Genomic DNA, 12,444 nt, shown 5'->3' with positions numbered 1-12,444 from the left:
AAAACACCATTCCCCAACACCAGGCTCTCCCTATGTGCGCCGTTACGGTGGGGGTCGGGTCTCGTGTGTGTTTTGGGTCGTTAGAACGACCCAAAACACTCACGAGGCTCTGCCTAACTGATGTTGGCGTCGATGCAGGCGTAGAACGCGTTCGCCGTGTCGTAGACGTTCCAGCGGGCGAGGATCTTGTGCCGCCCGCTCTGCTGCAGGTTCACGCTGTGCGAGACCGACGCACCCGGGGTGGCGCCGTTGTCGTTGATGGTCGCCACCTTGGCGCCGTCGACGAAGTACTCCCACGTGCTGGTGCGGTGGCGAGCCGTCAGCGTCCACCGGAACGTGGTGGTCCGGCCGAGGGAATGCACCTTCCAGCCCTTGCTGTCGTTGTTGAGATCCGCGAAACGGCCTTCACCGCCGTTACAGCTCATGAGCCCCTTGGGGCCCTCTACGCTTTGCGGTTCCCACTTGATTTCACCACAGGAAACCGTTCCCTGTGCGCATTGCGCCTGCCTGCTGGCAGGTGAGGAAACGTAGCCGTGCGCACTGGCGGTTCCCGCCGGGATCGCGACCAGAACAGCCGGCACCATTGCCGCACCTGCCGCCAGGGTCAGAAGCCTTCGTTTGAAGCTCATGCCTACCCCTTTCGACACCCACCGCTGACCCGGTGGCAGAACCGTCCGCGAACTCGAGGTTCCAGGGCCACAGCGAGCGAAAACCAATAACGGTTGGGACCAACATCCGCCGAAGCGCCGAGCATGCGAATGTGGTCTAGACCATAATTGGTTCAGACGACTCGGTCAAGAGTAACCAACCGGGCCTTTCGTCCGGTGAAGATCGAACAGACGCTGTCAAGACCGGCGATCAGCCCGCACCCAAACAGACGAACGGTCGCCGGAACGGATCAACCGCGATGGTGTCCGCCAGTGCCGTCGCCGGTCCGGCGCCTTCGGCCAGTCCTCGGTGGTAGTCGTCCATCGCCGCCGCGGCGGCCTCGTCACCGACTCGGCTCAACGGGGCGATCACCGTCCGCGAACCACTGGCGAGCAGCGCGCTGGCGAAACCGAGTACTTCGTCGCCGGGCCGGATCCGGTTCAGCGCCAGTTCGCACGCCGCGAAGACGACCTGCGACGGCGGCTGGGCGAGGCCCGCCATCTCGTGTGCGAAGAGTGCCCCATCGGCCAGCTCCAGCCGGGAGAACAAGGCGTTCTCGGGCTCGTGCGCGCCGTGTGCGGCGATATGCGCGAGCTTGGCGCCGTCCAACGCCCCCAAGACGGATTTCACCGTCGCCTCTGCCTCGGCCAGTGTGCGCGCGGTCCGATAGTGCGTGGCGAGTTTGTCCAGCTCACCCCGGGTCCCGACGAGGCCGGGGCCGCGCACGAGGACGACCTTCCGCGCGTGAGGCACCGGCGATCGCTCCGCCGCCAGCCACGCCGTCGCCGACGGAGCGACGACGATCGGCCGCGACCGCAACGCGGGCAGCACCCCCCACGGGATGGCGTAGAGCGACCCCGTCGGCACGACGACCAGGCCCCGGTCGCCGATCAGCGCTTCCAGCGGCCGGATCAGCTGGGTGTCCAGCCGTTCGGACTGCTTCCGCGCCGAAGCGAGCACCGACCGGACCAGTGGTACCGGCAGATTGTCCGGGGCGAGCGCGTCGAGGTCGATGTTCAGCATCCGCGCCGACTCCGCCGCCCGCGCCGCCGAACCGAGCCGGACCAGTTCGCTCCGCCCACCGGCGACGACCACCGCCACCAGCTCGTCATCGGACGACGCGAAGCTCACCAGCGCGCGGTCACGCAGTTCGCCGCTGATCTCGGCGAGCCCCGCGACCGGCCGGGGGCGGCCCCAGCGTCCGGTATGCCAGCCGAGCCGGTGCGCCTCACGCAGCCGCTCGGTGTGCTTGGCACGCAACGCCGCCGTCGGATGCCCGTCGTGCCGCGCCTGGTGGATCGCCTGATCGAGCCCGCGAACCTCGCCGACCCGCTCGGCGAGATCCGGCTCGGTCGCGGCAACAGGTTCGTACCGGTAACTTTGCGCGCGAGTGCGCTCCGTCCAGCCGAACAACCGGGCGGCGTCGGCCCGTTCGAGCACGATCTTGACGGCGAGGTCGGCCAGCTCCCTGCCGTGCAACGCCGTCCCGGACACCAGTTCGAGGCCGCCCATCCGGTCGCGGACGCGGTCCAGTTCGGTGAGCCCGGCCCGGATCTCGGCCAGTGCCTTGGCCTTGTCCCCCTCCGCGACCGCGAGTTCCGCACGGCAAAGCCGTCGCAACATCCGGTAATCGACGGACGTCAGTCGCCCGGGCCGCGGAATCCGCACCAGTAACTCGTTGGCACGCTTACGGTTTCCCTTCCGCAGCTCCACCCGGATGGCCAGCATGCGCGCCAGCGCGGCTTGATCGGCAAGGCGCGGCATCGGCATCCCGTTCGCGGCACGCAGTGCGCGTGCGGTCAGCGTCGGCGGGATCTCGTTGGTGCGCAAGGCATCCCGGACGTCGGCGCGGAGTCCGATGATGGTCGCGTTGGCGACGCAGGTCTGGCATCCCCAGCGCAAGGTACGGCGCCTCGCCGACGCGGCGTACTTCCGCGCCAGCTCCAGATCGTCGCTCATCAACGCCGCGGACGCCCGGAACAGTTCGACCCCGCCCAGATCCCTGGTGATACTCCGTTGCTCCAGCATCGTCGGCAGAATCTCGTCGAGGTGGACTCCCGCCTCTTCGGCCAGGCCCGCCGTCAAGAGCGCTTCGGCGCGCTCCCACCTGAGCAAGGGCGGAATGACCAGACCCAGCGACCGGTAGATCCGCTCGCTCTCGTCGTAGAGCCGCAACGCGGCCGGCACGTTGCCGACGCGGAGTTCCAGTGTCCCCAGCGGGCGGCGGGCGTCCGCCGCCTGAGCCCGCAGGCCGTTCCGTTCCGCGAGCGACACCGCGTTGGCGAGATCCTGCCGGGCCCGGCGGATGTCCCCCAGCCGGGTGTAGGCGAGCCCCCGCGTGGTCAAGGTGCCCAAGTAGGGGTCGAGCAACGACACCGGATCTTTCGCCATGGCGAGTAGCGCGTCTTTGTGTTCCAAGGAAGAGGCGAAATAGCCGGTGCTCTCCTCGTTCCGGCCGACGGCCATCAGCAGCAGACCGTAGTTGTGGTCGACCTGGCCTCGCAGCTCCAGCGAGAGCCGCGGGTCGTCGACGGATTTGAGCAGGCGCCGGACGTCGTCCAATCCGGCGAGACCGGACGCGACGCCACCGCTGGTCTCCGATCCCACGGTGGCGATGCTGGAGGCCAGCCTGATGCGGGTGGCCAGCCAATCGTTGCGCGCTTCGTCGGCCACTGGATGAATCGAATCGAGCAACGCCATTCCCCTGCGGAGCAGGAGAATGCCCTCGCGCTGACGGGCCGAACACGCGGCATCGATCCCGGCGCGCTGGAGTTCGCGCGCCTTGCGAATGACCTCGACTTGATCGAGCTGTGTTACCGCCACTGATCTATGACAGCACACTCCGTAGCCGAGAGATGCCCGCCACCGGTTTCAACCCGGTAGCGGGCCCAATCCTCTCAGCGCGAAGCGCCGATCAGGGAATAGGCGGCGGGGTCTGGGCGCAGCCGCCTGGGCAATCCCAGACGCGTACGTTCTTGTGTTCGCAGTCCGGGCTGTGCTGGTGTTCTCCCTGGTCAGGCTTCGGTCCAGCCGGATCGACCGGCTCTTCCTCACCGATGGGATCCTTGACGTCCGTAGGCGTCGACATTTGACGATCTCCTCCCCTGATGATCATTTTTTGTCTTATCAGGCGGCCCCGTGACTCCGGACCCCCTCCACTCGCAGGCCCTCTTCCTGCGAATGGACGCAATAGTGCCACAACGGAGCAGTGATCGGGAGTTTTTACCTACACTGAGTCATCTCAGGCACCCGAAAGAGGGACGCATCGTTAGCGCACCTCACGACCTGGCCCGGATGGCCCAATCGGGCTCGCTTCACCTCCCTTTGAGGCGAAAAACGGCGGCCGCAGGAAGATCAATTCGCTGCTCCATCCGGCCTAAGATCGAAAAATACTTGTGGCACAAGGGTTTCCGGTCGAAAAGCCCGGGGAACTCATGGCCTGTCGGGGGTTGACCGGCAAACATCCGGAGGAGATAACGATGCCCACGTGGTTGGTCATCATCATCGTCATCGCCGCGATCCTGGTAGTGGGAGGCGTCGCCTGGTTCGTCATCCAGGGGCAGCGCAGGCGGCGATTGCAAGAGACGTTCGGGCCCGAATACGACCGGGCCGTCAAGGAACACGAGAACCCGCGGGAAGCGGAACGCGACCTGTCGTCGCGAGTGAAACGTCATTCCGACCTCGACCTTCGCCCGCTGCCGGCGACCACAAAGGACCGTTACGCGCAAGAATGGGCACTGATCCAGGAACAGTTCGTCGACCGCCCGTCGGGTGCCGTCGTCGAGGCGGACCGGGTACTGGTCTCACTGATGGGCGAGCGCGGTTACCCGACCGAAGGGTACGACCAGCAGCTCGCGGATCTGTCCGTCCGGCACGCGAACGCGTTGCGGCACTACCGCGCGGGGCACGAAACGCTGGAGCGCCAGCGGGAAACCGAAATGTCCACAGAGGACATGCGTGAAGCGATGAAGCATTACCGCGAAGTGTTCGAAGATCTGTTGACCGACGACGGCGGCGAAGGAGCGGACAGTCATGGAAAACAGGCCTCTGGGAACCGAGGGAACGGAACCGCGGACAACGGAAGGCGTCGCGGGGACGACCGATCGGCTCGACGGGGAACGGACCGCTGACGATCACGACGGCACCCACACCGACGGCATCGACACCGACGGTGGCGACTCCGGGCACACGCTGAGCACCGAGGACCTGGTGGCCGCCGAACCCGAACCCGCCACCGAAACCGCGCCCAAGGGTGAATCCGGCGAAGACGACGCGCAGGCGTTGTTCGAAGACGTCGACGTCGAGCGGTTCCGCGGGAGTTGGCAAGGTATCCAGACGGCCTTTGTGGACGATCCGCAGCGGGCGGTCAAGGAGGCCGACGAACTGGTCGCCGTGGTGATCCAGAACCTGGCCGCGACGTTCGCGGACCACAAGAAGGAACTGGAATCCGCGTGGAGCCAGGGCGAACCGGCCACCGAGGACCTCCGGATCGCACTGCGCCAGTACCGGTCGTTCTTCAATCAGCTGCTGCGTGCGTAGCAGGGCAGGCGTGAGCGGGTCGTGAGTGATATGGAGGGTTAGAACGCTCCATATCACTCACGACCCCTTGGCGCGCCTCGTGTTCAGGCACCGGTGGTCGACCCCGGGCGCACGATCATCAGCACCGTCACCACCGCCCACAGCAAATTGAACATCCCGGTGTACATCGCCACCCGCCCGGCCGACACCGGTTCCGACGGCTGCTCGGCGTCCAGCGCGGCGAGGATCGCGTTCTGTCCCGGCAGCACCAGCAACGCCAGCACACCGGCGGCCGCGGCGGTGAGCACGATCGACACGATGATCCACACGTCGCCGAAGACCCGCATGCTGCCCGCCGTCGCCAGTCCGAAAAACGGCACCGCGAGACCGAGGATCGCGTAAAGCCGGCAGATCCGGTTCAGCGTCCGCAACACCGGGAGGCCGGAATCCGGTTCGGCGAACGCCTTCCGCGCGGCGGCCGGGAACATGCTCGCCGCGACGGTGACGGGACCGATCGCGATGATGGCGGCGAGCACATGAAGGATCAGGAGTACTTTCGACACGCTGCCGAGCCTAAGATCGTCGACCTGGTGCCCGATACAGGTGTTTTCGACAGATGTCACAGGATTCCGGCCATCGGCTACGTCCGATGACGTACGCGGGAAGCCGCTCCGGAACGGATGTGCCACGCCGCCGCGGCGGACATTCTTTGTCACCATGAACATTCCTGTGGACACCGACGAACTCACGAAACGGTACGGCGAGCACCTCGCCGTCGACCGGATGAACCTGACCGTGCTGCCGGGCGAAATCTACGGTTTCCTCGGCCCGAACGGCGCGGGCAAGACGACGACGTTGCGGATGCTGCTGGGGCTGGTCCGGCCGACGTCGGGTGAGGTGCGGCTGTTCGGCGGGCCGCCCGGCGACCTCGACGGCGTCGGCGCGCTGATCGAATCTCCCGGCTTCTATCCGTATCTGTCCGGTGCGGACAACCTCAAGGTGCTGGCCCGGTACAGCGGAACGGATCCGCTGCGGGTCGGCGAGGTACTCGCGATGGTCGATCTCGCCGATCGCGGCAAGGACCGGTACTCGACGTACTCCCTCGGCATGAAGCAGCGGCTGGGGGTGGCGGCGGCGCTGCTGAAGGATCCGCGGCTGCTGATCCTCGACGAGCCGACCAACGGACTCGACCCGGCGGGGATGGCCGACATGCGCGTGCTGATCCGGCGGCTGGGTGCCGAGGGCTGCACGGTGCTGCTGTCGAGTCACCTGCTGGGCGAGGTCCAGCAGATCTGCGACCGCGTCGGCGTGGTCTCGCACGGGCGGCTGATCGCGGAGAACACGGTGGCCGAACTCCGCGGTGGCACGGTGCTGCATATCGAGGCCGACGAGCTCGTGCGCGCCGCCGACCTGGCGAAGCGCTGGATCGGCGACGAAAACGTGCGGGTGAGCGGGACCGGGCTCGACCTGATCGTCGAGCCGGATCGCGTGTCGTGGCTGAACCGCGAACTCGTCACGGAAGGGATCGCGGTGCGTGAACTGCACCTCCGCGAACGGGATCTGGAACAGGTTTTCTTCGAGCTCACCGGAGAGGTGGCAGGTCATGTGGGGTAGCTGCACCGCCGAACTGGCGAAACTCGTCCGGCGTCCGGCGAACTGGTTCATGCTGGGGATCGCGGTCGTACTCGGCCTGACCTTCACCTACCTCCTGCCGCTCGCGGGGGCGGCTGGCGCGACGAGCGGGGCGCCGGGTACCGATCGCGGGCTGGCCGCGACGATGCCGGAGAACCTGGTCGGCAACTCGATCGGCGGGCTGCCGGTGTTCCTCGGGGCGATCCTGCTTGTGCTCGGGGTGCTGGCCGTCGGCACCGAATACGGGTGGGGCACGTGGAAGACCGTGCTGACGCAGGGCCCTTCGCGGCTGACCGTCTACAGTGGAAAGTTGTGCGCACTCGCCGTCGCGACCTTGTCCGTCGTGCTGACGAGCTTCGCGACCGGCGCGATCACGAGCGCCGTCATCGCCTCGTCCGAAGGCGAGCCGCTGAACTGGCCCTCGATCGGCGCCCTGCTCACGGGGATCGGCGCCGGTTGGCTCATCGGGATGACCTGGGCGGTGCTGGGTGCGGCGCTGGCGATCGCGATGCGCGGGGTGGCGCTGCCGATCGGGCTCGGCCTGGTGTGGCTGCTGGTGGTCCAGAACCTGCTGTTCGGGGTCGCGGCGCCGCTGCTGGACTGGGTGAACACGCTCCAGCTGGCCCTGCCCGGCGCCAACGCCGGTTCGCTGGCCGCGTCCCTTGGTGCTTCGGACGGCGCGCCGGGAATCGGTGAGCTCGTCGGCGTCTCACAGGCGACGCTGGTGATGGCCGGCTACCTGGCGGCCTTCGCCGGTCTCGGCGCCTGGCTGCTGCGGCGCCGGGATGTCCTCTGAACGCGCGTGAAGGCCCCCTTCCCTCGGCTGATGGAATCAGGCATGCGCGCGCCAGCGCGTCCGTTGAGGGCGGCGGCGGGGGCATGGATGGAGGAAGGGGGCCTTCACGCGGGATCAGGCGAGGGCGTCGAGGTCCTTGAGGACGTCCTCGGGCAGTTCGAGCTTCGCGGCGGCGATGTTCTCGCGCAGGTGCGCCACCGACGACGTTCCCGGGATCAGCAGTGTGTTCGGCGACCGCTGGAGCAGCCACGCGAGCGCGACCTGCATCGGCGTCGCGTCGACACGGCGGGCGCAGTCGTCGAGCACGCCGGACTGCAGCGGGGTGAAGCCGCCTAGCGGGAAGTACGGCACGAACGGGACGCCGATGGTCGCGAGGGCGTCGAGCAGGCCGTCGTGGGCGCGGTTCGCGACGTTGTACTCGTTCTGCACGCAGACGACCGGCGCGATGGAACGCGCTTCCTTGACCTGCTCGGCCGAGACGTGGCTCAGCCCGAGGTGCCGGATGAGGCCCTGCTGCTGGAGTTCGGCGAGGACCTCGAACGGCTCGGTGATCGAGACCGGGATCGGGAAGACACCGTGCTCGCCGACGAGCCGCAGGTTGACGACGTCGAGCACGTCGACGCCGAGGTTGCGCAAGTTGTCGTGGACCGCGGAGGTCAGTTCCTCACGCGAAAGCGCCGAAGGCCAGCCTTTGTCCGGCGTACGCTTCGCGCCGACCTTGGTGACGATGTGCAGGCTCTCCGGGTACGGACGCAGTGCCTCGCGGATCAGCTCGTTGACCGTGTGCGGGCCGTAGAAGTCGCTGGTGTCGATGTGGGTGACACCCAGTTCGACCGCTTCGCGGAGGACGGCGATCGCGGTTTCGCGGTCGCTCGGCGGTCCCCAGATGCCGGGGCCGGACAGCCGCATGGCGCCGTATCCCATCCGGCTCACGGTGAGATCGCCGAGGGTGAGGGTGCCGCCTGGGCTCATGATCGCTCCTTGTCCAGTGGGGTCCGTGCGTGGTCCCCGCCTCACCTTATGCAGGGGCCGGCGCCTCGGCGCGCGCGGGAAGGGAGCAAGGGACCTTTGCTATCACTTGAGGCCCTGACCTGCGCAAACGGGCTCAGACGGGGCGCCGGAGCTGCCGGGCCGCTTCGCTTCGCCTGCTCGACGGTCCAGGAGGCGGGGCGAGCGTGACCCCGGCGCGCGTGAGCAGGCCGAGGTCGAGGGTCCAGTCCTGGCTCGACCGGTCCCGCCAGACGGCGAACGCGTCGCGGATATGCGCCGCGGCCTGCTCCGGCGTCATCCCCGTCACGGCACGCAGATGGGCGAGAGCGTCCGCGTCCCTGCCGGTGACCTGGGCATAGCCGTAATGCGTGCTCAGGTGACAGTCACTGCACAGGCAGATCAGCCGCCGCAACGACTGGGTGCGGGTGGCCGGTTCGTAGTGCCAGCGTTCGTGCGCTTCGAGCCACCGGCGGGTCGCTCGGGCCTCCGGTCGGCCGCAGATTTCGCAGAGTTGCCCCGCACGCCGGGTGAGCATCCGCCGCAGGCGTTCCCAATCACGAGGGGTGATGCAAGACCGGACGTTGGTGAACCAGCAGCTGCTGGGCACGAGATCGACAAAAAGCCCGGCTCCGAAGGAACGGTCTTCACCGGGAAGCACCGCGGGGATCTCCGCGGCGGGCGCCCAGCCGACCAGCGCCGCCATCCCGACGCGAGGCGCGTACCAGCGCTTCGCCGCCGGGTCCCACCGCGCTCCCGCCGCCTTGGCGTCGTCCTTTTCGGCATAAGGAACGTCGAGCCAGATTCGTTCTTCGGGCACGCTCTTCCTTTCCTCCGCTGTGGCGGGGAAGAAGATTCTGCCGCCTCGGCGCGGCCAAGTCTCCCCTTTCGGGGATACCTCAAGAAGACGCCGAAAGCACTGAGGATCGCTCCGCTTCGGCGTCGAGTCCTTACGTATTCCGCCTGGTACGGACGACCAGGCCGACCAGCTGGTTCGCCAGTCCCTCGGTCAGCGCGTCGACGAACATCTCACGACCGGCCGGAGCCCCCCGTTCGGCGAGGACCGTCGCCACGGCCTCACCCGGGTTCGCGTAGGGCCAGAGCCCCGCCACAAGGATGAAGACGGCCTTCGCGATGTGCCCGGCCGCGTCGGCGTCCAACGAGACCTGAGCACGGACGACACTCGCGAGCCGTTCGGTCCGCTCGGCGGCCCGGGTCTTGAACGTCCGGGCGGTCTCCACGGAGATGTTGCGTTCGAGTACGGCGGCCATCGTGCTGATCAGCTCGCACAGGAGGCGCTGCCGCGAGAGCGACTTCGCGATGACGGTCGCGACGCTCACTTCGCGCTCGTACCCGGGCTTCGGGTCGCCAGGCGCGCCTAGTTCGCCTTCGAGTTCGTCGAGCCACGCGACCCAGATCGAGTCGAGGACTTCCAGGAAGATCGCCTCACGGCTGTCGAAGTACCGCAGTACGTTCGACTTCGCCAGGCCGACGCAATCACTCAGCTCCCGCAGGCTGATCTGGGAGACCGGCCGTTCGGCCAGCAGTTCCCGCGCCGTCGCGAGGATCGCCGCGCGCCGGGCCTCCACCTGTTCCGGCCGCCGGGCGCGCTGGAAGTCGGGAGCCACGCGCGCACGGTACCAGACCACCCGGCTGTTATTCGGCCTTCGCGGCCCTCCTGGCCTGCACCCGCTTGTAGCTCCAGATCAGCAGCGCGAACAGGATGAGCCCGGAGAGGATCAAGCTCGAACCGGTACTCCAGCCGGCGAGCGGCAGCCCCGGCACGAGACCCCAGACGACCCCGGCGGCCAGCAGGCCCAGCCCGGCCAGCACCGAGCCGGCGATACGCAGCGGCGACGACACACTGTCTTCGGCCGCCTTCATCGCCCTGTCGCGGATGGGATCGACGTACTTCTCGACCGCCGGGAACTCCGAAGCCAGCACCAGCAGGCCCGCGAGCACCAGCAGCAGGCCCGGACCGGGCAGAACGAGCAAAGCGATGCCGACCAGCAGGAGAATGCCGCCCGCGATCAGGATCAGCGCCTGCTTCACGGGTTTTCCGATGCCCACCGTATCCTCCTCGCCGTCGTCTTCCCGCCGATTGTGCCGGGTGCGCGGCCTTCGCGCCGGGAACACGCTGGTCCTGGGCGAGTGACACCGGACTCGAAAACTTCCCGCCCGCCTTGTCTGTTTCCGCCGGGATCGTTCGTCGGGGTGGTGAACCACCCCCGAAGGACGGAGGCACGCATGCACCCCGACCCGCGCCGATGGCGAGCGCTGGCCTTGCTCTGCACGGCCAACTTCATGGTCATCCTGGACTCGCAGATCGTCGTGCTCGCGGTGCCGTCGATCGAACGGGCTCTCGGTTTCGACGGCGGCGGAACGCATTGGGTGCTCAGCGCGTACCTGCTGAGCTTCGGTCTCCTGCTCCTGCCGGGCGGCCGCGCCGCGGATCTGCTCGGCCGCCGCCGGACCTTCTCGGCAGGCACCGCGTTGTTCCTGCTTTCCTCACTGCTGTGCGGACTCGCGTGGAGTGACGACGTCCTGATCGGTGCCCGCGTCCTACAGGGTGTTTCGGCCGCGTTGATGGCGCCGAGCGCGCTTTCGCTGGTGATGACGACGTTCACCGACGACGGCGAGCGCACCAAGGCACTGGCCGCATGGTCGGGCGTCGGCGGGTTCGGCGCGACGGCCGCGCTGCTCATCGGCGGCACGGTGACGCGGGCTTTCGGCTGGGAATGGGTGTTCTTCCTGAACATCCCGGTGGCGTTGATCCTGCTCGTGGCCACACCCGCCCTGCTCAAGGAGAGCCGCGACGCGTCCCGGCGCGGGGCGCCGCTGATCCCGCTGCGGATCTTCTCGTCGCGCAGGCTCACCGGCGGCAACCTGGTGATGCTGACGAGCGCGATGGGTGCTTTCGCCGTCTCGTTCCTGATTTCTCGCTACGCCCAGGAAGTACTCGGCTATTCGCCGCTGCTGTTCGGCGTCGCGACCGCCGTGCTGCCGGTGATGGCGGTCGTCGGTGCGTACGGCGGGCAGGCGCTGATCCCGAAGATCGGCGTGCACGGCCTGGCCGCGGCAGGGACGGTGCTGCTCGGCACGGGCTGCCTCGCGCTCGCCGGCATCTCACCGGACGGCGCCTACCTGACAGACCTGCTGCCGGGACTGGCCGCCTTCGGACTCGGCCTTGGCGCGGCCACCGTCGCCGGCCCGATGGCCGCGCTGGGCGGGGTCGACGCCGGGGACACCGGACTCGCGTCCGGCATCACCACCGCCGCGTTCCAGCTGGGCGGCGCGCTCGGCGTCTCGGTAGCCTCGGCCGTGTCGGCGGCCGTCACCGGTAACGCGACCTCGGCCGAGGCAGTGACCGGAGGTTTCCGTGCGGGCTTCGTGGCCGCCGCCTGCTTCGCGGCCCTGGACCTGGCAATCGCTCTTTCGGCGCTGCGGCCCGGAAAAGCCCTCGTGATGGAGGACTGATGCGCTACATGTTGCTGATCTGCGGAAGCCCGCATCCCGGAGCGGACGGCTGCGACGACCCACTCGACGAAAAGACGCAGGCGTGGGTCGACGAGATGACCGCTCGCGGGGTGCGGCTGTCCGGGAGCAGGCTCCGGTCGACGGCCACCGCGACCACCGTGCGCCACCGCGAGGGCGAACTGCTCGTCTCGGACGGGCCGTTCGCCGAGACGAAGGAACAGATCCTCGGCTACGACCTGATCGAGTGCGTCGACCTCGACGAGGCGATCGAGGTCGTGTCGAAGCATCCGGTCACGAGGTTCGCGACCATCGAGATCCGGCCGATCTGGCCCACCCCCTGAAGTACATGAAGGCCCCCTTCCTTGCGCTAGGCGCAAGGAAGGGGG

Annotated in this window: 13 protein-coding genes; 6 read left to right on the top strand and 7 right to left on the bottom strand. The window is 68.0% G+C overall.

What is annotated here, in order from left to right; genetic code table 11:
- Positions 1 to 113: 113 nt before the first annotated feature.
- A complete protein-coding gene (locus AB0M65_RS36280) occupies positions 114 to 629 on the bottom strand; it encodes a lytic polysaccharide monooxygenase auxiliary activity family 9 protein (RefSeq protein ID WP_364038446.1) in 516 nt (171 codons plus the stop codon).
- Positions 630 to 858: 229 nt separating this feature from the next.
- Positions 859 to 3,471, bottom strand: coding sequence for a CHAT domain-containing protein (locus AB0M65_RS36275; RefSeq protein ID WP_364038443.1), 2,613 nt, complete (start codon positions 3,469 to 3,471; stop codon positions 859 to 861).
- 656 nt (positions 3,472 to 4,127) lie between these two features.
- On the opposite strand from AB0M65_RS36275, the gene AB0M65_RS36270 reads away from it, so the two are divergent.
- Entirely contained in the window at positions 4,128 to 4,778 is a 651-nt protein-coding gene (locus AB0M65_RS36270; protein WP_364038440.1) for a hypothetical protein, read from the top strand.
- Positions 4,681 to 5,187 (top strand): hypothetical protein, encoded by a 507-nt coding sequence (locus tag AB0M65_RS36265; protein ID WP_364038437.1) that lies wholly within the window; start codon positions 4,681 to 4,683, stop codon positions 5,185 to 5,187. Before AB0M65_RS36270 ends, AB0M65_RS36265 begins: the two co-directional genes overlap by 98 nt.
- Positions 5,188 to 5,270: 83 nt before the next feature.
- Here the strand turns inward: AB0M65_RS36265 and AB0M65_RS36260 are convergent, their stop codons facing one another.
- Positions 5,271 to 5,729 (bottom strand): hypothetical protein, encoded by a 459-nt coding sequence (locus AB0M65_RS36260; protein ID WP_364038434.1) that lies wholly within the window; start codon positions 5,727 to 5,729, stop codon positions 5,271 to 5,273.
- A gap of 154 nt (positions 5,730 to 5,883) precedes the next feature.
- Here AB0M65_RS36260 and AB0M65_RS36255 point away from each other — a divergent pair, with 154 nt between their 5' ends.
- Positions 5,884 to 6,780: an ABC transporter ATP-binding protein gene (locus tag AB0M65_RS36255; RefSeq protein ID WP_364038431.1), complete on the top strand. Its 897-nt coding sequence runs from the start codon at positions 5,884 to 5,886 to the stop codon at positions 6,778 to 6,780.
- On the top strand, positions 6,770 to 7,594 hold the full coding sequence (locus AB0M65_RS36250; protein ID WP_364038428.1) for an ABC transporter permease: 825 nt from the start codon (positions 6,770 to 6,772) through the stop codon (positions 7,592 to 7,594). Before AB0M65_RS36255 ends, AB0M65_RS36250 begins: the two co-directional genes overlap by 11 nt.
- Before the next feature lie 114 nt (positions 7,595 to 7,708).
- On the opposite strand, the gene AB0M65_RS36245 is transcribed toward AB0M65_RS36250, so the two are convergent.
- The 4 genes from AB0M65_RS36245 to AB0M65_RS36230 form a co-directional block, all read right to left on the bottom strand.
- Positions 7,709 to 8,566: an oxidoreductase gene (locus AB0M65_RS36245; protein ID WP_364038425.1), complete on the bottom strand. Its 858-nt coding sequence runs from the start codon at positions 8,564 to 8,566 to the stop codon at positions 7,709 to 7,711.
- A gap of 133 nt (positions 8,567 to 8,699) precedes the next feature.
- Positions 8,700 to 9,401 (bottom strand): DUF5710 domain-containing protein, encoded by a 702-nt coding sequence (locus AB0M65_RS36240; RefSeq protein WP_364038422.1) that lies wholly within the window; start codon positions 9,399 to 9,401, stop codon positions 8,700 to 8,702.
- Positions 9,402 to 9,531: 130 nt separating this feature from the next.
- A complete protein-coding gene (locus AB0M65_RS36235) occupies positions 9,532 to 10,209 on the bottom strand; it encodes a TetR family transcriptional regulator (protein ID WP_364038419.1) in 678 nt (225 codons plus the stop codon).
- A gap of 28 nt (positions 10,210 to 10,237) precedes the next feature.
- On the bottom strand, positions 10,238 to 10,651 hold the full coding sequence (locus AB0M65_RS36230) for a PGPGW domain-containing protein (RefSeq protein ID WP_364038416.1): 414 nt from the start codon (positions 10,649 to 10,651) through the stop codon (positions 10,238 to 10,240).
- A gap of 177 nt (positions 10,652 to 10,828) precedes the next feature.
- Between AB0M65_RS36230 and AB0M65_RS36225 the strand changes: the two genes are divergently transcribed.
- A complete protein-coding gene (locus AB0M65_RS36225; RefSeq protein ID WP_364038413.1) occupies positions 10,829 to 12,058 on the top strand; it encodes an MFS transporter in 1,230 nt (409 codons plus the stop codon).
- Positions 12,058 to 12,399 (top strand): YciI family protein, encoded by a 342-nt coding sequence (locus AB0M65_RS36220; protein WP_364038410.1) that lies wholly within the window; start codon positions 12,058 to 12,060, stop codon positions 12,397 to 12,399. Before AB0M65_RS36225 ends, AB0M65_RS36220 begins: the two co-directional genes overlap by 1 nt.
- Positions 12,400 to 12,444 lie beyond the last annotated feature (45 nt).

This window comes from Amycolatopsis sp. NPDC051071 (genome assembly GCF_040682875.1).
In the GTDB taxonomy this organism is placed as follows: domain Bacteria; phylum Actinomycetota; class Actinomycetes; order Mycobacteriales; family Pseudonocardiaceae; genus Amycolatopsis.
This window is presented reverse-complemented; position numbering and strand designations above follow the sequence as displayed.

Coding starts and splice junctions, on each gene's coding strand:
- AB0M65_RS36280 (WP_364038446.1), bottom strand. CDS start 629: ATGAGCTTCAAACGAAGGCTTCTGACCCTGGCGGCAGGTGCGGCAATG.
- AB0M65_RS36270 (WP_364038440.1), top strand. CDS start 4,128: ATGCCCACGTGGTTGGTCATCATCATCGTCATCGCCGCGATCCTGGTA.
- AB0M65_RS36265 (WP_364038437.1), top strand. CDS start 4,681: ATGGAAAACAGGCCTCTGGGAACCGAGGGAACGGAACCGCGGACAACG.
- AB0M65_RS36255 (WP_364038431.1), top strand. CDS start 5,884: ATGAACATTCCTGTGGACACCGACGAACTCACGAAACGGTACGGCGAG.
- AB0M65_RS36250 (WP_364038428.1), top strand. CDS start 6,770: ATGTGGGGTAGCTGCACCGCCGAACTGGCGAAACTCGTCCGGCGTCCG.
- AB0M65_RS36245 (WP_364038425.1), bottom strand. CDS start 8,566: ATGAGCCCAGGCGGCACCCTCACCCTCGGCGATCTCACCGTGAGCCGG.
- AB0M65_RS36225 (WP_364038413.1), top strand. CDS start 10,829: ATGCACCCCGACCCGCGCCGATGGCGAGCGCTGGCCTTGCTCTGCACG.
- AB0M65_RS36220 (WP_364038410.1), top strand. CDS start 12,058: ATGCGCTACATGTTGCTGATCTGCGGAAGCCCGCATCCCGGAGCGGAC.